This is a genomic window from Variovorax sp. JS1663 (assembly GCF_002157355.1).
GTDB lineage: Bacteria > Pseudomonadota > Gammaproteobacteria > Burkholderiales > Burkholderiaceae_C > Variovorax.
The window spans coordinates 49,210-69,804 of the sequence record NZ_LYMK01000021.1; the positions used below are offsets into that span (position 1 = coordinate 49,210).

Annotated in this window: 24 protein-coding genes and 1 pseudogene; 14 read left to right on the forward strand and 11 right to left on the reverse strand. The window is 68.1% G+C overall.

Annotated features, from left to right (window positions below):
- Window positions 1–75: 75 nt before the first annotated feature.
- Window positions 76–717 carry an FABP family protein gene (locus A8M77_RS18355; protein ID WP_086922946.1) on the reverse strand — a complete coding sequence of 214 codons (642 nt, stop codon included), beginning with the start codon at window positions 715–717 and terminating at the stop codon, window positions 76–78.
- A 170-nt stretch (window positions 718–887) separates the two neighbouring features.
- Here A8M77_RS18355 and A8M77_RS18360 point away from each other — a divergent pair, with 170 nt between their 5' ends.
- The 6 genes and pseudogenes from A8M77_RS18360 to A8M77_RS36875 all read left to right on the forward strand — a co-directional run bounded on the left by A8M77_RS18360 (window position 888) and on the right by A8M77_RS36875 (window position 5,339).
- Window positions 888–1,280 (forward strand): DUF2946 family protein, encoded by a 393-nt coding sequence (locus A8M77_RS18360; RefSeq protein WP_086922947.1) that lies wholly within the window; start codon window positions 888–890, stop codon window positions 1,278–1,280.
- A gap of 125 nt (window positions 1,281–1,405) precedes the next feature.
- Window positions 1,406–1,744 carry a hypothetical protein gene (locus A8M77_RS18365; protein ID WP_086922948.1) on the forward strand — a complete coding sequence of 113 codons (339 nt, stop codon included), beginning with the start codon at window positions 1,406–1,408 and terminating at the stop codon, window positions 1,742–1,744.
- The gene (locus A8M77_RS18370) at window positions 1,741–3,162 is read left to right on the forward strand and encodes a TolC family protein (protein ID WP_086922949.1); all 1,422 of its coding nucleotides are present in this window, start codon (window positions 1,741–1,743) and stop codon (window positions 3,160–3,162) included. The genes A8M77_RS18365 and A8M77_RS18370 overlap by 4 nt, the downstream gene beginning before the upstream one ends.
- 26 nt (window positions 3,163–3,188) lie before the next feature.
- A complete protein-coding gene (locus tag A8M77_RS18375) occupies window positions 3,189–4,601 on the forward strand; it encodes a multicopper oxidase family protein (protein WP_086922950.1) in 1,413 nt (470 codons plus the stop codon).
- A gap of 36 nt (window positions 4,602–4,637) precedes the next feature.
- Window positions 4,638–5,102 (forward strand): annotated as a pseudogene (locus A8M77_RS18380) (cupredoxin domain-containing protein); the annotation flags it as partial.
- On the forward strand, window positions 5,079–5,339 hold the full coding sequence (locus A8M77_RS36875; RefSeq protein ID WP_238136872.1) for a copper-binding protein: 261 nt from the start codon (window positions 5,079–5,081) through the stop codon (window positions 5,337–5,339). The pseudogene A8M77_RS18380 and the gene A8M77_RS36875, both read left to right, overlap by 24 nt.
- On the opposite strand, the gene A8M77_RS18385 is transcribed toward A8M77_RS36875, so the two are convergent.
- Both A8M77_RS18385 and A8M77_RS18390 read right to left on the reverse strand, forming a co-directional pair.
- Window positions 5,336–5,776 carry a hypothetical protein gene (locus A8M77_RS18385; protein ID WP_143694649.1) on the reverse strand — a complete coding sequence of 147 codons (441 nt, stop codon included), beginning with the start codon at window positions 5,774–5,776 and terminating at the stop codon, window positions 5,336–5,338. The genes A8M77_RS36875 and A8M77_RS18385 overlap by 4 nt on opposite strands.
- A gap of 11 nt (window positions 5,777–5,787) precedes the next feature.
- On the reverse strand, window positions 5,788–6,693 hold the full coding sequence (locus tag A8M77_RS18390; RefSeq protein ID WP_086922953.1) for an AEC family transporter: 906 nt from the start codon (window positions 6,691–6,693) through the stop codon (window positions 5,788–5,790).
- 103 nt (window positions 6,694–6,796) lie between these two features.
- Here A8M77_RS18390 and A8M77_RS18395 point away from each other — a divergent pair, with 103 nt between their 5' ends.
- The 6 genes from A8M77_RS18395 to A8M77_RS18420 all read left to right on the forward strand — a co-directional run bounded on the left by A8M77_RS18395 (window position 6,797) and on the right by A8M77_RS18420 (window position 12,176).
- The gene (locus A8M77_RS18395; protein ID WP_086922954.1) at window positions 6,797–7,774 is read left to right on the forward strand and encodes a tripartite tricarboxylate transporter substrate binding protein BugE; all 978 of its coding nucleotides are present in this window, start codon (window positions 6,797–6,799) and stop codon (window positions 7,772–7,774) included.
- A gap of 66 nt (window positions 7,775–7,840) precedes the next feature.
- Window positions 7,841–8,755, forward strand: coding sequence for a site-specific tyrosine recombinase XerD (gene xerD / locus A8M77_RS18400; RefSeq protein WP_086922955.1), 915 nt, complete (start codon window positions 7,841–7,843; stop codon window positions 8,753–8,755).
- Window positions 8,756–8,851: 96 nt separating this feature from the next.
- On the forward strand, window positions 8,852–9,832 hold the full coding sequence (locus A8M77_RS18405) for a Bug family tripartite tricarboxylate transporter substrate binding protein (RefSeq protein WP_086922956.1): 981 nt from the start codon (window positions 8,852–8,854) through the stop codon (window positions 9,830–9,832).
- A gap of 41 nt (window positions 9,833–9,873) precedes the next feature.
- Window positions 9,874–10,446: a TetR/AcrR family transcriptional regulator gene (locus A8M77_RS18410; RefSeq protein ID WP_086922957.1), complete on the forward strand. Its 573-nt coding sequence runs from the start codon at window positions 9,874–9,876 to the stop codon at window positions 10,444–10,446.
- 87 nt (window positions 10,447–10,533) lie between these two features.
- On the forward strand, window positions 10,534–11,667 hold the full coding sequence (locus tag A8M77_RS18415) for a thiolase family protein (RefSeq protein WP_086922958.1): 1,134 nt from the start codon (window positions 10,534–10,536) through the stop codon (window positions 11,665–11,667).
- Between the two features lie 44 nt (window positions 11,668–11,711).
- A complete protein-coding gene (locus tag A8M77_RS18420) occupies window positions 11,712–12,176 on the forward strand; it encodes a MaoC family dehydratase (RefSeq protein WP_086922959.1) in 465 nt (154 codons plus the stop codon).
- Here the strand turns inward: A8M77_RS18420 and A8M77_RS18425 are convergent.
- The gene (locus tag A8M77_RS18425; RefSeq protein WP_086922960.1) at window positions 12,145–12,981 is read right to left on the reverse strand and encodes a ferritin-like domain-containing protein; all 837 of its coding nucleotides are present in this window, start codon (window positions 12,979–12,981) and stop codon (window positions 12,145–12,147) included. The genes A8M77_RS18420 and A8M77_RS18425 overlap by 32 nt on opposite strands.
- Window positions 12,982–13,025: 44 nt before the next feature.
- Between A8M77_RS18425 and A8M77_RS18430 the strand changes: the two genes are divergently transcribed.
- Together A8M77_RS18430 and hslO are read left to right on the forward strand one after the other, a co-directional pair.
- Entirely contained in the window at window positions 13,026–13,550 is a 525-nt protein-coding gene (locus tag A8M77_RS18430) for a gamma carbonic anhydrase family protein (protein ID WP_086922961.1), read from the forward strand.
- A 4-nt stretch (window positions 13,551–13,554) separates the two neighbouring features.
- Window positions 13,555–14,553, forward strand: a complete 999-nt coding sequence (gene hslO / locus A8M77_RS18435; protein ID WP_086922962.1) for an Hsp33 family molecular chaperone HslO — start codon at window positions 13,555–13,557, stop codon at window positions 14,551–14,553.
- 19 nt (window positions 14,554–14,572) lie between these two features.
- On the opposite strand, the gene A8M77_RS18440 is transcribed toward hslO, so the two are convergent.
- The 7 genes from A8M77_RS18440 to A8M77_RS18470 form a co-directional block, all read right to left on the reverse strand.
- The gene (locus A8M77_RS18440; RefSeq protein ID WP_086922963.1) at window positions 14,573–15,526 is read right to left on the reverse strand and encodes a hypothetical protein; all 954 of its coding nucleotides are present in this window, start codon (window positions 15,524–15,526) and stop codon (window positions 14,573–14,575) included.
- A 33-nt stretch (window positions 15,527–15,559) separates the two neighbouring features.
- On the reverse strand, window positions 15,560–15,994 hold the full coding sequence (locus A8M77_RS18445; protein WP_086922964.1) for a hypothetical protein: 435 nt from the start codon (window positions 15,992–15,994) through the stop codon (window positions 15,560–15,562).
- A 17-nt stretch (window positions 15,995–16,011) separates the two neighbouring features.
- Window positions 16,012–16,287, reverse strand: coding sequence for a cell division protein FtsB (gene ftsB / locus A8M77_RS18450; RefSeq protein WP_086922965.1), 276 nt, complete (start codon window positions 16,285–16,287; stop codon window positions 16,012–16,014).
- 18 nt (window positions 16,288–16,305) lie between these two features.
- A complete protein-coding gene (gene eno / locus A8M77_RS18455) occupies window positions 16,306–17,589 on the reverse strand; it encodes a phosphopyruvate hydratase (protein ID WP_086922966.1) in 1,284 nt (427 codons plus the stop codon).
- A 56-nt stretch (window positions 17,590–17,645) separates the two neighbouring features.
- A complete protein-coding gene (locus A8M77_RS18460; protein WP_086922967.1) occupies window positions 17,646–17,936 on the reverse strand; it encodes a DUF1330 domain-containing protein in 291 nt (96 codons plus the stop codon).
- Window positions 17,933–18,790: a 3-deoxy-8-phosphooctulonate synthase gene (gene kdsA / locus A8M77_RS18465; RefSeq protein WP_086922968.1), complete on the reverse strand. Its 858-nt coding sequence runs from the start codon at window positions 18,788–18,790 to the stop codon at window positions 17,933–17,935. The genes A8M77_RS18460 and kdsA overlap by 4 nt, the downstream gene beginning before the upstream one ends.
- Window positions 18,791–18,869: 79 nt before the next feature.
- Complete coding sequence (locus A8M77_RS18470) at window positions 18,870–20,540, reverse strand: CTP synthase (RefSeq protein ID WP_086922969.1); 1,671 nt, start codon at window positions 20,538–20,540, stop codon at window positions 18,870–18,872.
- Between the last annotated feature and the right edge of the window lie 55 nt (window positions 20,541–20,595).

The following is a 20,595-nucleotide window of genomic DNA, read 5'->3' on the forward strand; positions in this document are numbered from 1 at the left end:
GACGGCGTGACGCCATTGTTCGATGCCACGCCATGGAAGACGGGGCACAGTCCTTCGACAGCGGAAGAAGAACAGTCAGCTGGCGCGGCCTGCGTCCAGCGGATTCGGCGAGGGTTCGCCCACCTTCGTGAGCGTGTTGCGATCGGTGTGGTGGAAGGGTTCGGCCTGTCCCTGGATCTGCATCACCGTGTCCTGGTTGTACGACCAGGTTCCGTCGGCGTTGAAGGCGACCTCGATGCGCCACTCCAGCGTGGTGAAGGCATGCTCGATGAAGGGGTTGGAGACGATGCCGTTCACCAGGCTGCCGCGCGTGGCCGTGAGCTCGAAGCGGTCGGCATCCGGGCTGGCCCGGCCGCTCGCCATCGCGATCTGGCCGCGCGGAATGGCGAGGGTGTGCAGGATGTTCCCGGTAGCGGGCTCCCAGAGCCAGTAGCCGACCTGGTCGTGGTACATCTTGCTCAGGCCCGGCTTGTGGATGAAGGTGTGGTAGCGCAAGCCGTAGAGCACCTGGGGGCCGTTGGTCTGCGGGTCGATCGGCTGCAGCTCGTAGTGCTCCACGTAGACCTGCGTCTTCGGGCCCTGCGCCTTGGGCTTGACGTCCACGCCCTTCTCGCCGCGCCACAGGCCGGCCATCCTGCGCAGGGGGCCGAGGTTGGCCAGGGTTTTGCCATCCAGATCGGAAGGCTCGGTGTAGATGTCTTCGGGAAAGTTCGCCATGGGGTGCGTGTCGTTGGGGTGGGGTGGGGGGCTGCTCGGCCCGGGCCGATTGTGCCTCGCCGCTTTGCCTGGACCTTCCCCCTATGGGAAGGTCAATAGCAGCCTTTGGCGGGATGCGAGCTTGCAAACTTGTCATGTGTGCCGTATCGGCCCGTCGATAGAATCCTGTGATGCTTCGCCTGCGCGCACTGCTGCTGTGGCTCTTCATGCTGGCTTTGCCCTTGCAGGGCTATGCGGCCGCGGCCATGGTCTATTGCGTCGTTCCGGTATCGGCGGCCGCGGTGGCCGAAATGCCGGCGCATGCAGATTCGCACGATCACGCCAGCCACGACCATGGCACGGCGATGCAGCAGTCCCGGCACGACGGCACCAGTCACGGCGCCGCAGGCGAGCCGGACGAATTCCACCAATGCGGTACCTGCGCCGCCTGCCACGCCAACGCGATGGTCAGCGCGTTGCCGGTCCTGCCGCAGAGCGACCTGCCGCAGGCCGACCTGGCGGCATCCTTCGTCGCGCCGGCAAGCCCGCCGCTGCGCGTCCTCGACAAACCTCCTCGCGCGTAGTCGCGTCCCGCCCTCGCCGCTGACCTCGGTTGCCGGCCTGGCGCGCGCACGCCTGCATCTCGCCTGACGTCAAGGCCCGACAGGGTTGCCGACGCCATTTCGTTCATGCACATCGCGAGGACTTCATGTTCCATCCATGGCCGGCCCGTTGGCTGGCGACATTGCCCGCGCTCGCGGCGCTGACGGCCGTCGCGCAGACGGTGCCCGCGACCGCTGCTGGGGCCGATGGCCAGGCGCCCCTGTCCTTCCGCTCCGCTTTCGACGGCTACCGTCCGTTCAAGGACGAAAAGGCCATTGCCTGGAAAGAGGCCAACGACGCGGTCCGCGCCCGCGGCGGCTGGCGTGCCTACGCCGAAGAGGCCGCCGGCCAGGGCTCGACCGGCGATGGCGCGCCGGCCCAGGCTGCCGATCCCCATGCGGGCCACGCCGTGCCGATGCCTGCGCAGAAGGAGTCGCGGCCATGACGAGGTGCCTGCGCCTCGCGGCCGTGGCAGGCGCCGTCATGCTGCTGGCCGGTTGCGCCACGGTCGGCATCGATGACGCGCTGCAGGAGACGAATGCCGGCGCCCCGCAGTTCACCCAGGGCAGGGTCGAGCTCGGCCGCACGCCGGAACAGCGCGAGCGCCGCGCCGCGCTGTCGCAGGAATTGCTCGCCGGCCCGCTGTCGCAGGAGGGCGCGGTGCAGCTCGCGCTGGCGAACAGCCCGGCATTGCAGGCGCTGCTGGCCCAGGGCTGGGCCGAGATCGCAGCCGCCAACCAGACGAGCCGCCTTCCCAACCCCGTGTTCTCCTTCGAGCGTATGCGGCTGAAGGACGAGCTGGAGATCGGCCGCCTGCTGTCCTTCGGCCTGGTGGACCTCATCCTGCTGCCGCAGCGGCTGTCGATCTCCCGCAGCCAGGCGGTGCAGGCCCGGGTCCAGCTCACCGGCGCGGTGGTCGACCAGGTCACGCGCGTGCGGCAGGCGTGGGTCCGGGCGGTCGCCGCCCGGCAACTGCTCCAATACGCGGAGCAGGTGCAGCAGTCGGCCGAGGCCAGCGCCGAGCTGGCGCGCCGCATGCAGTTGGTTGGAAATTTCAGCAAGCTGCAGCGGGCGCGCCAGCAGGTCTTCTATGCGGATGCGACGACGAGGCTGGCCGCCGCGCGGCATGCCGCCACGGCGACGCGCGAGGAGCTGGTCCGGGCCCTGGGCCTCGATGACGCCCAGGCTGCGTCTTTGAAGCTGCCGGAGCGCCTGCCCGACCTGCCGAAAGCCCCGCGCGAAGCGCGCGAGGTGGCGGCGGCCGGCGGCGAGCAGCGGCTGGACGTGCAGCTGGCCCGCGCGCAGCTCGACGTGGCAGGCAAGTCGCAGGGTATCAACCTGCTGTCGACCTTCATCGACGTCGAGATCGGCGGCCGGCGCGACACCGTGTTCGACAACGCGGAGCGCACGAGGAGCACGCGCAGGGGCTTCGAGCTCGACATCGTGCTGCCCCTGTTCGACTGGGGTTCGGCCCGCCGCGACCAGCTGAACGCGCAGTCTCTCGCGGCGGCCCACCGGTACGACGCGACGGTGCGCGGCGCGACCTCGCAACTGCGCGAGGACTACTCCGCCTACCGCACCGCCTACGACATCGCGCGCCACTACCGCGACGAGGTCGTGCCGCTGCGCCAGGCGATCGCCGACGAGAACCTGCTTCGCTACAACGGCATGCTGATCGGCGTCTTCGAGCTGCTGGCGGAGGCGCGCGACCAGGTCGCGGGCGTGACGCAGGCCATCGACGCGCAGCAGCAGTTCTGGCTGGCCGATGCGGCGCTCGCCGCGTCGGTGATCGGCAAGCCTGCGGCCTTCTCGACACCCATGGCGGGCCCGGCTGGGGAAGCCGCGTCCGGCGCCGCGCATTGAGCAGCTATCACGACTTCGCAATCCACATGAACACCAGACGCAACTTCCTCGGCGGCGCTGGCGCCATCACCGGCGCCCTGGCCGCCGCATCGGTCGGCAAGGCCGCGATGGCCGCCTTGCCCGAGCCGGTGCTGCAGACCCGGCCCGACACCGTGCCGCCGCCGGCGCCGCCGAACGGCCGCCCCTACAACCCTGTGGTCACCCTCAACGGATGGTCGCTGCCCTGGCGCATGACCAACGGCGTCAAGGAATTCCACCTGGTGGCCGAGCCGGTGGTGCGCGAGATGGCGCCCGGCTTCAAGGCCCACCTGTGGGGCTACAACGGGCAGTCTCCCGGGCCCACCATCGAAGTGGTGGAGGGCGATCGCGTGCGCATCTTCGTCACCAACAGGCTGCCCGAGCACACCAGCATCCACTGGCACGGCCAGCGCCTGCCCAACGGCATGGACGGCGTGTCCGGGCTCACGCAGCCGCCGATCGGGCCGGGCAAGACCTTCGTCTACGAGTTCGTCGCGCGCCGCCCCGGCACCTTCATGTACCACCCGCATGCGGACGAGATGGTGCAGATGGCGATGGGGATGATGGGCTTCTGGGTCACGCACCCGAAGGGCGAGCATCCGCTGATCGACCGGGTGGACCGCGACTTCGTGTTCCTGCTCAACGCCTACGACATCGAGCCCGGCAGCGCGACGCCGAAGATCATGACCATGCTGGACTTCAACCTCTGGTCGTGGAACAGCCGCGTCTTCCCGGGCATCGACTCGCTCAACGTCCGGCAGGGCGACAAGGTGCGCATCCGCATGGGCAACCTGACGATGACCAACCACCCGATCCACCTGCACGGCCACGAGTTCATGGTCACCGGCACCGACGGCGGCCCCACGCCGAAGAGCACGCGCTGGCACGAGGTCACGACCGACGTGGCAGTCGGCCAGATGCGCCAGATCGAGTTCGTGGCGGACGAGGAGGGCGACTGGGCCTTCCACTGCCACAAGAGCCACCACACGATGAACGCGATGGGCCATGACCTGCCCACGATGATCGGCGTCGACCACAAGGACATGGTCGCGAAGATCACGAAGCTGGTGCCCGACTACATGGTGATGGGCGAGCGCGGCATGGCCGACATGACCGAGATGGAGATGCCCATTCCCGACAACACGGCCCGGATGATGACCGGCGAAGGTCCCTTCGGCTCGGTCGAGATGGGTGGCATGTTCAGTGTGGTCAAGGTGCGCAGGGGGCAGAAGCCCGGCGACTACACCAACCCCGGCTGGTTCAGGCATCCCAAGGGCCAGGTGGCCTACGAGTTCGGCGAAAGCCTGCCCGAGGCGCCGCGCGCCCGCGGCGCCGGCGCGGCCGCGATGCCCGCGCGGAACATGCCGGCACCCAACATCGAGGTCCAGGTCCGCAAGCCCGGCGGCCACTCGGGCCATTGACGAAATCTTCACAACCCAAGCTTCGAAAGCACTTCCATGAAAAACCTGTATCGCGCCAGCCTGGCCGTTCTCGCGCTTTTTGCGGCCGCTGCCCAAGCTTCCGGCACGCATGCCGGCGGCCACCACGACGACAGCCGGATCGGCCAAGCCGGCACGGCTGCCAAGGTGACCCGTACCGTCAACGTGGACATGACCGACGGCATGCGCTTCAACCCCGCCCGCATCGAGGTCCGGCAGGGCGAGACCGTCCGCTTCGTCGTGACCAACTCCGGCAGGCTCAAGCACGAACTGGTGCTCGGCACCGAGAAGGCGCTCAGGGAACACTACGAGGCCATGAAGAAGAACCCCGAGATGGAACATGCCGACCCGAACATGGTGACGCTGGCCGCGGGCGGGACCGGCGAGGTGATCTGGCAGTTCACCCAGGCGGGGCAGATCGACTTCGCCTGCCTGCAGCCGGGGCACTACGACGCCGGCATGAAGGGTGCCGTGAACGTTGCCGCATCCGCGCCGGTGGAACTCGCCGACGGCGAGGTTCGCAAGGTCGACAAGGACAACGGGAAGATCACGCTCAAGCACGGTCCGCTCAAGAACCTCGACATGCCCGGCATGACCATGGTGTTCCAGGCCGGCGAGCCGTCGATGCTCGACCAGGTCCAGGCCGGCGACAGGATCCGCTTCCTGGCCGAGAAGGTGGGCGGGAAGTTCACCCTGGTCCGGATCGAGCCAGCACGCTAACGCCGCAGAATGGCCGACACCTGCGCCGTCCCGGTGTCGAGCGAGCGCATCGAGCTCAGCCTCAGCGAGGCGTACCGCAGGATCGGGTTGTTGATCAGCTTGCCGGTGAAATGGCCGTTGAAGCGCGTGTCCTTGCAACCGCTCATGTCGAGGTCGAGCGAGGCATTGGCGGTGGAGACGAAGTCGGCGCTGGAGCCGGTCAGGATGCAGGCCGCGTCGGGCAGTTGGCCGCGCACGCTGCCATCCGCGGCGATCTGCAGGCTGCCGTTGTAGACCGACGGCGGGCCCTGCGCGCCCGTGTCCTGCTGCGCCACGTACAGGAGGAAAGGGCCCTGCCATCCGCCGAGGTAGCGCGCGTACTCCTGGGCCTGCGCCATGGGCGCAAGCGAGACCGCGGCGAGAAGCAGCAGGAGGCGCATCGCGCGAATGGTAGCCATCCTGCCCTGGTTCAGCGCATCAGCGAGAGCGCGAAGGGCAGGCTGGCCACCCCCAGCAGCGTCGACAGGGTCACCAGGCCGGCCACGTAGGCGCCGTTGTAGCCCATGCGCGCGGCCAGCACATAGGCGCTGGAAGCGGTGGGCACGGCAGAGAAAGTCATCAGCACCGCGGCCTGCGCCGCGTCCAGCCGCAGCGCGAGCGCCAGGCCCCAGGCGATCAGCGGCAGCACCAGGTGGCGGATGGTCAGCACCGAGACCGCGAGCGCCTTGCCGCGCGCCAGTGTCGCGAACTGCATGCCGGCGCCGGCGGCCATCAGGCCCAGCGCCAGCGATGCGGCGCCGATGCGGGTGAGCGTGGGGGCGAGCCAGTCCGGTACGGTGAAGCCCAGCAGGTTGGCCGCCAGGCCGCTGAGCGTCGCGATGATCAGCGGGTTCCGCAACAATTGCCGCGCAAAGCCAGCGTCCGCATGCCGCGCCATGGGCCAGACTGCGGCGATGTTGAAGAGCGGCACGCACACCCCGATCAGCACCGCGATCATCAGCAGGCCGGCCGCTCCCCCCACCCGGTCGGCCAGCGCCAGGCAGATGAAGGAGTTGAAGCGGAATGCGACTTGCGCGCTTGCCGCATGGTCGCGGCGGTCGATGTGGGTGCGCAGCCCCGGCAGGAAGGGCAGCGCGTAGGCCAGCGCGATGCCCGCCAGGCCCACCCCCACGCCGGCCGTCAGCAGGTGCGAGGTGGCGTCGAAGTCCAGCGGGCTGCGCACGATCGAGTGGAAGAGCAGGACCGGAAAAAGAAAGTAGTAGACCAGGCTCTCGACCTGGTCCCAGACGCGGCGGTCCAGCGGGGTGTAACGGCACAGCAGCCAGCCGCAGGCGATCAGGGAGAAGTCGGGGAAGAGCAGCTGCGCGAAGTTCACCGCCCGAGAATAAACGCTGCGTTCCGTGGGTTATCCACGAAGTGTCGCCACGGCGGAGCCGTTAGCATCCGGGCTTTGTTTTCGTATCTCCAGGAGCACCCTCATGCAACGTCGTCAATGGAACGCGCTCGCGGCTGTCGCCGCGCTGGCCGTGATCGCCAGCCCCGTCTGGGCGCAGGGCTATCCCAACAAGCCCATCGAGCTGCAGGTGCCGTTCGCGCCGGGCGGCACCACCGACATCGTGGCGCGCGTGATCTCCGAGCCGCTGGGCAAGGCGCTGGGCCAGAGCGTGGTGGTCATCAACAAGGCGGGCGGGGGTGGCATCGTGGGCGCGGCCGAGACGGCGCGTGCCACGCCCGACGGGTACAAGCTGGGCGTGGCCACCGTGTCCAGCACGGCCGCCAACCCGGCCATCAACCCGAAGGTGCCCTACGACCCGGTCAACGACTTCACGCCGATCGTCAACATCGCGGCGACGCCGAACATCATCGCGGTGCACCCGAGCTTCCCGGCCAAGAACTATGCCGAGTTCGTTGCAGAGATCAAGAAGAATCCCGGCAAGTATTCCTATGCTTCCTCGGGCACCGGCGGCATCGGCCACCTGCTGATGGAGCTCTACAAGAGCCTCACCAACACCTTCGTGACCCACATCCCCTACCGCGGCGCCGGTCCGGCGCTGAATGACGTGGTGGCGGGCCAGGTTGCGATCATGTTCGACAACATCCCCTCGGCGCTGCCCTTCATCAAGACCGGCAAGCTGGTGCCCATCGTGGTGTCGGCGCCGCAGCGGCTGAAGGATCTGCCCAACGTGCCGACCTTCAAGGAAGTGGGGCTGGAGCCGGTCAACCGCATGGCCTACTACGGCATCCTCGGGCCCAAGGGCCTGCCCAAGGAGGTGGTGGACAAGATCAACGCCGGCGTGAAGAAGTCGGTGGAAGACCCGGCGGTGCGCAAGCGCATCGAGGACACCGGCTCGCTGATCGTGGCCAACACGCCCGAGCAGTTCGCCGAGCAGATCAAGGCCGAGTACGCGGTCTACAAGCAGGTGGTGGCGAAGCAGAAGCTCACGCTGGACAACTGATCCGTCCGCCTCGACGACGAGCCGCCCGCGCCACGGGCGGCTTTTTTGTTTGTCATCATCGCCCCCATGACCGAGGCCATCGACCCGCCCTTCGCCCTGCCCGAGATCGACGAATTCATCGACGCGCTCTGGCTGGAGGACGGCCTGTCGCAGAACACGCTGGCGGCCTACCGGCGCGACCTCGTGCTGCTGGCGCGATGGCTGCACGCACGGGACGGCCGGGCGCTCGATGCCGCGCTCGAGAGCGATCTGCAGGCCTACATGGGGGCGCGCCTGACGGCCAGGGGCAAGGCCACGTCGGCCAACCGCCGCCTGACCGTGTTCAAGCGCTATTTCCGGTGGGCGGTGCGCGAGCACCGCATCGCTGCCGACCCCAGCCTGAGGCTGGTGCCGGCGAAGCAGTCGCTGCGGGCGATCAAGACGCTGTCCGAGAAGCAGGTGGAGGACCTGCTGGCCGCGCCCGAGGTGGATACGCCGCTGGGCCTGCGCGACCGCGCGATGCTCGAACTCATGTATGCGAGCGGGCTGCGCGTGAGCGAGCTGGTGGCGCTGCGGGTCTTCGAGCTGAGCCTCAACGACGGCGTGCTGCGCGTGCTCGGCAAGGGCAGCAAGGAGCGGCTGGTGCCCTTCGGCGGCGAGGCGCGGCGCTGGATCGAGCGCTACATGCACGAGTCGCGGCCCGCCATCCTGGACGGCCAGCAGACGCCCGACCTGTTCGTCACGGCCCGCGGGGCCGGCATGACGCGGGTGATGTTCTGGATCATCGTCAAGAAGCATGCGCAGGCGGCGGGCATCCACGTGCCGCTGTCGCCGCACACGCTGCGCCATGCCTTCGCCACGCACCTGCTCAACCATGGCGCCGACCTGCGCGCGGTGCAGCTGCTGCTCGGACATGCCGACATCTCGACCACCACCATCTACACGCACGTGGCGCGCGAACGCCTGAAACAACTTCACGCCCAGCACCATCCCCGTGGGTGAGAGAGTGCCAATGCCCCGACGCCGGCAGCCGGGATGGTGTCGCGCCAGAATCGCAGGCTGTCGAAGAACACCCGAGTGCATGAAGGACACATGCCCATGACCTGGACGTTTTCTTTTCGCCTGTGCGCCGCGTTGCCGGCCCTGGTCTGCTGCATGGCGCTGTCGGCCGCCCACGCGCAGTCGGTGCCGAAGACCATCCGGATGGTGGTGGCCTATCCGACCGGCGGCGTCAGCGACCTCGTGGCCCGCGCGCTGGCCGAGAAGCTGGCCGCGCAACTGGGCAGCACGGTGGTGGTCGAGAACAAGGGCGGTGCGAGCGGCACCATCGGCATGGACGCGGTCGCCAAGGCGGCGCCCGACGGCGCCACGCTCGGCTTCTCGGCCATCAGCCCGCTGGTACTGAACCCGCACATCGCCAAGTCGCCCTTCGATCCGCTGAAGGACATTGCGCCGGTGGCGAGCGTCATGTACTCGCCGGTGCTGCTGCTGGCGACGGAAGCCACCGGCACGCGCGATTTCCGCACGCTGCTGGATGATGCGCGTGCCCGCCCTGGCGCGGTGCGCTGGGCCACCTCGGGCCGGGCCTCGCTGGGCCATATCGTGCTGGAGGAACTGCGCAGCGGGGCTGGCGTGGACATCACCCACATCCCCTACAAGGGCGGTGCACAGCAGCTGAACGACGCGCTGGGCGGCCAGTTCGAGATCCTTTCCATCAATCCGGGCCCGGCGCTGGCGCAGCACATCAGCTCCGGCAAGCTTCGCCCGCTGGCGGTGGGGGCGCCCGCGCGCCTGGCGAGCCTGCCGAAGGTGCCGACGCTGGCCGAGCTCGGGTACCCGGCCGCCAATCTCAGCTCCGTGTTCGGCATTTTCGCGCCGGCCAACACGCCCGCCATCCTGATCGCGAAATACAACGTCGAGATCAACAAGGCACTGGAGAGCCCCGACCTGCGCGCGAGGCTGGCTGCCGCCGGCAACGTGCCGACCGGTGGCAGCGCCGATGCCTTCGGCGACGAGATCGCCAGCGAGTACGAGAGCAACGAGCGCATCGTCAAGGCGGCCGGCCTGAAGAGTGATTGAGGGGCGTTGCAAGGTTGGAGAGACTACCTTATAGTAGGTAGATGGCCATTGTTTCCGCCGAATCCCTCAGCACGCGCGAGCAAATCCTGCGCGTCGCGCGCGAGCTGATCCAGACGCGCTCCTACCTGGGCTTCAGCTTCCAGGACGTAGCCGACCAGGTCGGGATCCGCAAGCCCAGCCTGTACCACCATTTCCCGACCAAGGAGGCGCTGGGCATCGAGGTGCTGCGGGCGTCGACGCAGGCCTTCCGCGACTGGACCGGGGCCAAGGTGCGCACGCCGCAGGCCTCGCTTGACGGCTATTTCCGCATGTACCGCGACGGCCTGGGTGCGGGTTCCAGTGTCTGTCCGGCGGGTGCGCTGGCGCCGGGGTGGGAGGTGATCAATGACGACCTGCGCCAGGCGGTGCGTGAGCTGCGCAGCACGCAGGTGCTGTGGCTCACGGGTGTGCTGGGCGCGCTCCTGCCGCAGCGGCAGTCCGCCGTGCCGGTGGGGGAACTGGCCGCCTACGTGTTCGCGGTCTGCCAGGGCGCGCTGCTGTCAGCGCGCATGACGGGCCGGGTGGAGGACTTCGATGAGTGCATCGCCCAGTTGAAGCGGTCGATCGAAGCGTGAGGGACATCGCGTGGCACCTGCGGGTGCCATTTTTTTGAGCCAAAGTATCTACCAATAGGTAGGTAGTTTTTGATCCAGGAGATTTCCATGAAAGCCGTCATTGCCGGATATGCCCGTTCCCCCTTCCACTTTTCCAGGAAGGGCGCCCTTGCCGAAGTGCGGCCCGACACGCTGGCCGCCGAGGTGGTCAAGGGTTTGCTGCAGCGCGCCGATCTCGACCCCGCCCTGCTGGAGGACGTGATCCTCGGCTGTGCCTACCCCGAGGCGGCGCAGGGCAACAACCTCGCGCGCATCGTCGGGCTGCTGGCCGGCCTGCCGCACGAGGTGGGCGGGATGACGGTCAACCGCTTCTGTGGATCGTCCATGCAGGCGGTGCACATCGCGGCGGCCCAGATCGAGGCCGGCATGGGCGAGGCCTTTCTGTGCGTGGGCGTGGAATCGATGACCATGGTGCCGCAGGGCGGCTTCAACTTCTCGCCCAACCCGGAGCTCAAGGCCGACACCGCCACTTACATCTCGATGGGCGAGACGGCCGAGAACGTGGCCGAGCGCTGGAAGGTAAGCCGCACCGACCAGGAGGAACTGGCGGTGCAGTCGCACCGCAAGGCCGCGGCCGCGCGCGAGGGAGGTCGACTGGCCGGCGAGATCGTGCCGATCCGCACGCCGTCCGGCGAGCTGGTCAGCGCCGACGGCTGCATCCGGCCGAGCACCTCGCTGGAGGCGCTGGCCGGCCTGAAGCCGGCCTTCCGGCCGGATGGCGTGGTGACGGCGGGTACCTCCTCGCCGCTGACCGATGGTGCCGCCGCGGTGCTGGTGGCGAGCGACACTTTCGCCTCGCGGCACGGCCTGCAGCCGCTGGCGCGCATCCGCTCCTTCGCGACCGTGGGCGTCGACCCGGCCGTGATGGGCATCGGTCCGATCCCGGCCACGCGCAAAGCGCTGGCGCGCGCCGGGCTGACGGTGGCCGACCTGGACGTGGTCGAGATCAACGAAGCCTTTTCCTCGCAGGCGCTGGCCTGCATCCGTGACCTGGGCCTGGACATGGCCACGGTCAATCTGGACGGCGGCGGCCTGTCCATCGGTCACCCGCTGGGTGCCACCGGCGCGCGCATCACCGGCAAAGCGGCTTCGCTGCTGGTGCGCGAGAAGGGGCGCTATGCGCTCGCCACGCAGTGCATCGGCGGCGGGCAGGGCATCGCCACGGTGCTCGAGCGCATCTGAGCCCTGCGTGCCAAGATCGCAGCTCCCGACGAAAGGAGAAGGCCATGGCTGCCCAGCTGTACCTGGAAGACCTGACGCCCGGCACCCGCTTCACGAGCGGCGAGCATGCGCTCGACGAGGCGCAGATCGTCGCGTTCGCGAAGGCCTACGATCCGCAGCCCTTCCACCTGGACCCCGAGACCGCGAAGAGCACCTTCTTCCAGGGGCTCGCCGCCAGCGGCTGGCACACCGCCGCGATCACCATGCGGCTGCTGGTGGAAAGCGGCCTGCCGCTGGCCGATGGCGTGATCGGCGCCGGCGGCGAGATCGAGTGGCCGCGGCCGACCCGGCCGGGCGACGTGCTGCACGTGGAGAGCGAGGTGCTGGAAGTCATCCCCTCGCGCTCGCAGCCCCATCGCGGCATGGTGGTGGTGCGCAGCGAGACGCTCAACCAGCGTGGCGAGGTCGTGCAGCGCCTGACGCCCAAGCTGCTGGTCTTCAGGCGGCCTTCCGAGACTGTTCCGAAGTAGCGGGTGAGGAAAGGGCGTCCAGCTCTTCCTCGGTGAAGCCCGCACGTGCGCGGGCTTCGAGGTTGAAGGGCGCGCGCAGCCTCGGCGCCTCGTAGCGCCTGTAGAGCACCCGGTAGTGCGCGATCGGGTCCTGCCCGTCGCGCTCGCAGAGCCAGCGATACCAGTGGTTACCGATGGCCACGTGGCCGATCTCGTCGCGCAGGATGATGTCGAGGATGTTGCAGGCCTTCATCGCGTCCGGCGTGGCCACGCGTCGCAGCTTGGCCTGGATCAGCGGCGTCGCATCCAGGCCGCGTGCTTCCAGCGTGCGCGGCACCAGCGCCATGCGGGCCAGTACGTCGTGGCGGGTCTTCTCGCACATGGACCACAGGCCGTCATGGCCCGTGAAGTCGCCATAGCGCCACCCCATGCCCTGCAGATGCGCGTGCAGAAGGGTGAAATGCTGTGCTTCCTCGTCGGCCACGCGCAGCCAGTCGCGGTAGTAGGCCTCGGGCATGCCATCGAAGCGCCAGGCGGCGTCCAGCGCGAGGTTGATGGCGTTGAATTCGATGTGGCAGATCGAGTGGACCAGGGCCGCGCGGCCCTCGGCCGTGAAGGGCGAGCGCTTTTCCACCGCGGTGGCGGCCACGCGCAGCGGGCGTTCCGGCCGGCCGGGGACGCCGGCCTCGTCGCCGTCGACACGCACCGGCTCGGCAGGCGCCGGATGCACGCGCATGCGCGCGGCGGCGGCCTGGGTGGCCGCCACCTTGGCATCCGGTTCGGTGAGGCGCAGCGCGGCCAGGGCGTCGAGGCGAGGGTGCTGCATCCCTACAATTCTAGTTTTCCCCACTCAGCAGCAGGAGCAAGGCGATGGCCCTCTACGAACTCGACGGCGTGGCGCCGCAACTCGGCCCCGGCGCCTATGTCGCCGACAGCGCGCAGGTCATCGGCAGCGTGATCATGGGCGAGAACGCCAGCATCTGGTTCGGCGTGGTGGCGCGCGGCGACAGCGACACGCTGACCATCGGGCGCAACAGCAACATCCAGGACCTGTCCATGCTGCACGCGGACGCGGGCGTTCCGCTCACCATCGGCGAGAACGTGACCGTGGGCCACCAGGTCGTGCTGCACGGCTGCACCGTGGGCGACAACTCGCTGATCGGGATCGGCGCGGTGGTCTTGAATAAGGCCCGGATCGGCCGCAATTGCATCGTCGGTGCCGGCAGCGTCGTGACCGAGGGCAAGGAGTTTCCCGACAACTCGCTGATCATCGGCGCGCCGGCCAAAGTGGTGCGCACGCTCGACGAGGCCGCCGCCGAAAAGCTCCGGCACAACGCCGAGCACTATGTGAACAACGGCCGTCGCTTCGCGAAGGGCCTGAAAAAGATAGGTTGATGCCTTGAGCGAGTTGCACAAGTTCCTGTTCGACGGTCTGCCGGTGCGCGGCATGATCGTGCGCCTGACCGACGCCTGGCAGGAGATCCTGGCACGGCGCGCGTCGAACACGGGCACGGGTGCTTATCCCGCGCCGGTGGCCGAACTCCTGGGTGAGATGACGGCGGCCGCCACGCTGATGCAGGCCAACATCAAGTTCAACGGTGCGCTGATCCTGCAGATCTTCGGCGATGGGCCGGTCAAGGTGGCGGTGGCCGAGGTCAAGCCCGACCTCAGCCTGCGCGCCACCGCCAAGGTGCTGGGCGAGATCCCGGCCGATGCCCACCTGTCCGAGATGGTCAATGCCGGTGGCAAGGGCCGCTGCGCGATCACCCTCGACCCCAAGGACAAGCTGCCGGGGCAGCAGCCCTACCAGGGCGTGGTGCCGCTGGCCGACGGGGAGGGCCGCAAGCTCGAACGCCTGAGTGAGGTGCTGCAGCACTACATGCTGCAGAGCGAGCAGCTCGACACCGCGCTGGTGCTGGCTGCGGACGACCAGGTCGCGGCCGGTCTGCTGATCCAGCGCCTGCCGGTCAAGGGCGAGGCCAATCTCGAGGGCACGGGCCGCGGCACGGGCGACCCGATCCACGTGGACCAGATCGGCCACAACGAGGACTACAACCGCATCGCCATCCTCGCGTCCAGCCTGACGCGCGAGGAACTGCTCACGCTGGATGTCGAGACAATTCTGCGCCGCTTGTTCTGGGAGGAGAAGCTGTTGCGCTTTGAGCCTCAGGCGGGGATGCTGGGCCCGCATTTCGCCTGCACCTGTGGGCGCGAGCGCGTCGCGCAGATGATCCGCGGGCTGGGCCAGGAAGAGGCCGAGTCCATCCTGGTGGAGCGTGGCGACATCGAGGTGGGCTGCGACTTCTGCGGCAAGCAGTACCGCTTCGATGCGGTCGATACGGCCCAGCTCTTCACCTCGCCGGGCGATCAACAGCCGGCCAGCCCCGTGATGCAGTAGCGTCTTGGCGCCTCGACGCTCAGCGCGAGGCGCCGGACCGGAAGTCGCCGAAGCGGATGTCGGGTGCGCTGGTGTTGTGGCGCGAGGGGATGCTGCGGCCGAAGCGCACATCCGCCGCCTCGAGCTTCGAGACTTCGGGCAGGGCGCGTGTCCGCGGCGCGGCATCCGGCGTCGTCTTCCACCAGACCTCGCTCATGTCGGCGTTGTCGGGCTCGACGTACATGGAGCGCAGCACCGCGAAGCGCGCGCCCTGCCGGCGTCCGGGCTTGAGGCTGACGTCGAGCGTCGTGCGTGCCTCGCTGACCTCGCGCACGTCGACCCGGGCCTGGCCGCCGTTCGCGAACTTCAGCGTGAAGCGCAGCGGCTGCGTGTCGATCGCGATCGACGTGATGGTCGCCACCGGCCTGCCTGCCTGCTCGACGGGACCCATCACGAAGGACGAGCCGTACACGCCGTCGCCGAAGCGCGGGGCCGGCAGCGGCTTGAGGCGCCAATAGCCGTCGGAGGGATACATCACCAGCGCTTCCAGCGGCTTGGCGCCGGTCTTGTCGAAGAGCTGGATCATGTGGAAGCCCCGGTCGCGGCGGCCGTCGATCCGCACCGGCACGCGCTGCGGGCGCCAGAAGGAAGGCAGGGTGATGCCGACGATCTGCCAGCGCGGACCGTCATGCAGCACCGCGCGCCGTTCCTTGAAGGTGTAGCGCGGGTCCGTCGGGTGCGCGCCGCCGTCGAAGTTGCAATTGGAGAAGTCGGGCGCCGTGCGGTCCTGCTCGATGGAAGCGAGGTAGGCCGGCGGCAGCGCCTCCACGCGGAAGCGGCGGATGGCGGCGCCGGCCAGGTTCAGCGAGACGTTGTCTTCCTCGGCGCAGCGGGTCGGGTGGGTTTCGTTCTCGATGGTGGCCCGCGCCGGCGCGGCCGAGGCGGTGATGCAGGCGAGGCCAAGCAAGGCCGGGGCGACGAGGGAGCGGTGCATTCGGTTCCTGGTGGGATGAAGCGCTTCCGGCGCTCAGCGGCGCTGAGCCAGGAGCTCGGTGAAGAGGCGATGCTCGCAGGTCGGGTCGGAGCACTTGTCACAGGCCCAGGACCATGTGGCGTTGGCCTCGGGAGGCGCACTGCCGCGGTCATCGGAATCCGCCGGGGCGCCAATCGCGTTCCAGGCATTGGCCAGTTGCTCTGCGCCGTCGCCGTGCACGACCGCAAAGCCCAGTTTCGCGCCGATCAGCGCTGCCCGTAGCGCGTCATCGACCGGCGTCGGCGAGGCCGATGCAACCAGCAGGATCAGGGCGTTGCGATACGCCTCGAGCGCAAGTGCATGGGGCGAGCGTTCCGACAGAGGTGCGACCACGAGCGTGGCGGCGACGCCGCGCTGTTCGAGCCGCTGCGACAGCGCTTCGGCGAGGACGGCCTTGCCGCTGTTGTCTGCGCCGAAAAGCGCGATCACTCGCACGAGGGCAGCCCTCAGCGCGTGATCTGTACGAACACTTCGTTGGGCTTGACCATGCCCAGCTCCTGGCGGGCCCGCTCCTCGACCATCTCCAGCCCTTCCTTGAGGTCGTTGACTTCGGAGTGGAGCCGCTCGTTGGCCAGCGCCGCCTTGGCGTTGGCGTCCTTCTGCTCGGCCAGCTTGTCCTTGAGCTGCGCGACGTCGCGCACGCTGCCGCGCCCGGTCCACAGCTGCCACTGGAGGATCAGCAGCAGCAGGACCAGGATGATCGGAACGATGCGCGAGCGCATGGTGCGCTGTCCGGCGGGTCAGCGCAGGTTGTAGAAGGCGGCGCGTCCGGGGTAGCTGGCGACGTCGCCGAGGTCTTCCTCGATGCGCAGCAGCTGGTTGTACTTGGCGATGCGGTCCGAGCGCGAGAGCGAGCCGGTCTTGATCTGGCCGGCATTGGTGCCCACCGCGATGTCGGCGATGGTGGAGTCCTCGGTCTCGCCCGAGCGGTGGCTGATCACGGCGGTGTAGCCCGCGCGCTTGGCCATCTCGATCGCGGCGAAGGTCTCGGTCAGCGTGCCGATCTGGTTGATCTTGATCAGGATCGAGTTGGCGATGCCCTTCTCGATGCCTTCCTGCAGGATCTTGGTATTGGTGACGAAGAGGTCGTCGCCCACCAGCTGCACGCGCTTGCCGAGGCGTTCGGTCAGCAGCTTCCAGCCGTCCCAGTCGCCTTCGTGCATGCCGTCCTCGATGCTGATGATCGGGTACTTGTCGACCCAGGTCGCCAGCATGTCGGCCCAGTTGCCGGCCGACAGGGTGAGGTTCTCGCCGGCGAGAACGTACTGGCCGTCCTTGTAGAACTCGCTGGCGGCGCAGTCCAGGCCCAGCGCGATCTGCGTGCCGGCGGCGTAGCCGGCCTTGTCGATGGCTTCCAGGATCAGCTGGATCGCGGCCTCGTGGTTCTCCACGCTGGGCGCGAAGCCGCCTTCGTCGCCGACGGCGGTGCTGATGCCGCGGTCGTTCAGGATCTTCTTGAGGGCATGGAAGACCTCGGCGCCGTAGCGCACCGCCTCGCGCAGGCTGGGCGCGCCCACGGGGATGATCATGAACTCCTGCAGGTCCAGGCTGTTGTTGGCATGCGCGCCACCGTTGATGACGTTCATCATCGGCACCGGCAGCTGCATGCCGCCCATGCCGCCGAAGTAGCGGTACAGCGGCAGCCCCGATTCCTCGGCCGCGGCGCGGGCCACGGCCATGGAGACGGCCAGCGTCGCGTTGGCGCCCAGGCGCGCCTTGTTGTCGCTGCCGTCGAGGTCGATCAGCGTGCGGTCCAGGAAGGCCTGCTCGCTGGCGTCCAGGCCCAGCACGGCCTCGGAGATCTCGGTGTTGATGTTCTCCACCGCCTTCAGCACGCCCTTGCCCAGGTAGCGGCCCTTGTCGCCGTCGCGCAGCTCGATGGCCTCGCGCGAGCCGGTGGACGCGCCCGATGGGACGGCGGCGCGGCCCATGGTGCCCGATTCGAGCAGCACGTCGCATTCGACGGTGGGGTTGCCGCGGCTGTCGAGGATCTCGCGCCCGACGATGTCAACGATTGCACTCATTCTTGCTTTGCTCCAGATATCAAAACTTGCTTGCTTGGCCTTCGTCGCGGCAGCGCTTACACGCCCTCTACGACGATCATGCGCATGATCGCAGCTCCGGCACGTGCTTCGCGTGCCTTTCCATATTCCGGCGAGGCATTAAACTTATTCGCCGCCTCCAAGCTTGGGAACTTCAGCACCACCAGTCGCTGCGGATGCCAGTCGCCTTCCAGCACCTCGACCTTGCCGCCGCGCACGCAGACTTCGGCGTTGTGCGCCTTCATGGCTTCGGAAGACCATTTCTTGTACTCCTCGTACTGCGTCGGATTTGTGACTTCGACGTTCGCGATGATGTAGGCGCTGGTCATGCTTGAAAACTGTCCTCTAGGAATGCGTTCTTCTTTGTGACGGTGTCGAGCGCCAGCAGCGTCTCGAGCAGCGCTTTCATGTGCTTGAGCGGCACGGCATTGGGTCCGTCGCTCAGGGCCTTGGCCGGATCCGGGTGCGTTTCCATGAACAGCCCCGCCACGCCCACCGCGACCGCGGCCCGCGACAGCACCGGCACCATCTCGCGCTGACCGCCCGAGCTGGTGCCCTGGCCGCCTGGCAGCTGCACCGAGTGCGTGGCATCGAAGACCACCGGCGCGCCGGTCTCACGCATGATCGCGAGCGAGCGCATGTCCGACACCAGGTTGTTGTAGCCGAAGCTGGCGCCGCGTTCGCAGGCCATGAAACTGTCCTCGGGAAGGCCCTTTTCCTTGGCGGCCGCGCGCGCCTTGTCGATCACGTTCTTCATGTCGTGCGGCGCGAGAAACTGGCCCTTCTTGATGTTGACCGGCTTGCCCGACTGCGCCGCGGCGCGGATGAAGTCGGTCTGGCGGCACAGGAAGGCGGGGGTCTGCAGCACGTCGACCACCTGGGCGGCGGCCGTGATGTCCTCTTCGGTGTGCACGTCGGTCAACACCGGCAGGGCGAGTTCGCGCTTGACCTTGGCCAGGATCTCCAGGCCCTTGTCCCGCCCCGGGCCGCGAAAGCTCGTGCCCGAGGAGCGGTTGGCCTTGTCGAAGCTGCTCTTGAAGATGAAGGGAATGCCGAGCGAAGAAGTGATCTCCTTCAGCGTGCCAGCGGTGTCCATCTGGAGCTGTTCGGATTCGACCACGCAGGGCCCGGCGATCAGGAAGAAGGGCTTGTCCAGCCCGATGTCGAATCCGCTGAGCTTCATAGATCCCCCCACGCTTGCCACTTCGTGTGCTGCGCTGCCCCCGAGGGAGCCTTGGCGGCTTGGAGCGGTCCTGCGCCGCTCATGCCACCACCTTCAATGCCTGCTTGTCCGTGCCCTGGTGTTCGAGTGCTGCCTTGATGAAGGCGTTGAACAGCGGGTGACCCCCCCACGGCGTGGACTTGAACTCGGGGTGGAACTGCACGCCGATGAACCAGGGGTGCACGTCCTGGGGCAGCTCGACGATCTCGGTCAGGTGCTCGCGCTGCGTGAGCGCCGAGATCACCAGCCCGGCGCTGCGCAGCTGGTCGAGGTAGTTGACGTTGGCCTCGTAGCGATGGCGATGGCGCTCGGTCACGACGTCGCCGTAGATGCTGTGGGCCAGCGTACCCGGCGCGACGTCGGAGCTCTGCGCGCCCAGGCGCATGGTCCCGCCGAGGTCGGACTTCGCATCGCGCTGCTTGATGGTGCCGTCGTGGTCCTTCCACTCGGTGATCAGCGCGATCACGGGGCAGCTGGTGTCGGGGTCGAACTCGGTGCTGTTGGCGTTCTTCAGGCCCGCCACGTTGCGCGCGTACTCGATGGTCGCGACCTGCATCCCCAGGCAGATGCCGAGGTAGGGCACCTTGCTCTCGCGGGCGAAGCGCGCTGCCGAGATCTTGCCCTCGACGCCGCGCTGGCCGAAGCCGCCGGGCACGAGGATGGCGTCGTACTTGCCGAGCCTGGCCACGTCCTGAGGGGAGATGGTCTCGGAGTCGACGTAGTCGATCTTCACGCGGGCGTGGTTCTTCATGCCGGCGTGGCGCAGCGCCTCGTTGAGCGACTTGTAGCTGTCGGACAGGTCGACGTATTTGCCGACCATCGCGATGCTCACTTCCTTTTGCGGATGCTCGACCTCGTAGACCAGGTCGTCCCAGCGGCGCAGGTTGGCCGGCGGCGTGTTGACGCGCAGCTTGTCGCAAATCAGGCCGTCCAGGCCCTGCTCGTGCAGCATGCGCGGCACCTTGTAGATGGTGTCCACGTCCCACATCGAGATCACGCCCCACTCGGGCACGTTGGAGAACAGCGAGATCTTGGCGCGTTCGTCGTCGGGGATGGGGCGGTCGGCGCGGCACAGCAGCGCGTCGGCCTGGATTCCGATCTCGCGCAGCTTCTGCGCCGTGTGCTGGGTGGGCTTGGTCTTGAGCTCGCCGGCCGCGGCGATCCAGGGCACGTAGCTCAGGTGCACGAAGGCCGAGTTGTTGGGGCCCATGCGCAGGCTCATCTGGCGCGCGGCCTCCAGGAAGGGCAGGGACTCGATGTCGCCCACCGTGCCGCCGATCTCGACGATCGCCACGTCCACTTCGTGCGGCGTGCCGATGCCGGCGCCGCGCTTGACGAATTCCTGGATCTCGTTGGTGATGTGCGGTATCACCTGCACCGTCTTGCCCAGGTAGTCGCCGCGGCGCTCCTTCTCGAGCACGGACTTGTAGATCTGGCCGGTGGTGAAGTTGTTGGCCCGGCGCATGCGCGTCGTGATGAAGCGCTCGTAGTGGCCCAGGTCGAGGTCGGTTTCGGCGCCGTCGTCGGTGACGAAGACCTCGCCGTGCTGGAACGGCGACATCGTGCCGGGGTCGACGTTGATGTAGGGGTCCAGCTTGATAAGGGTGACTTTGAGGCCGCGCGATTCGAGGAGCGCAGCCAGGGAGGCGGAGGCGATTCCCTTGCCGAGGGAGGACACCACACCACCGGTGACGAAGACGAATTTGGTCATGCCATGTTCCGGACCTGCGGGTCCGGGCAGTGGGAAATTGGAATTATAGGTGGGG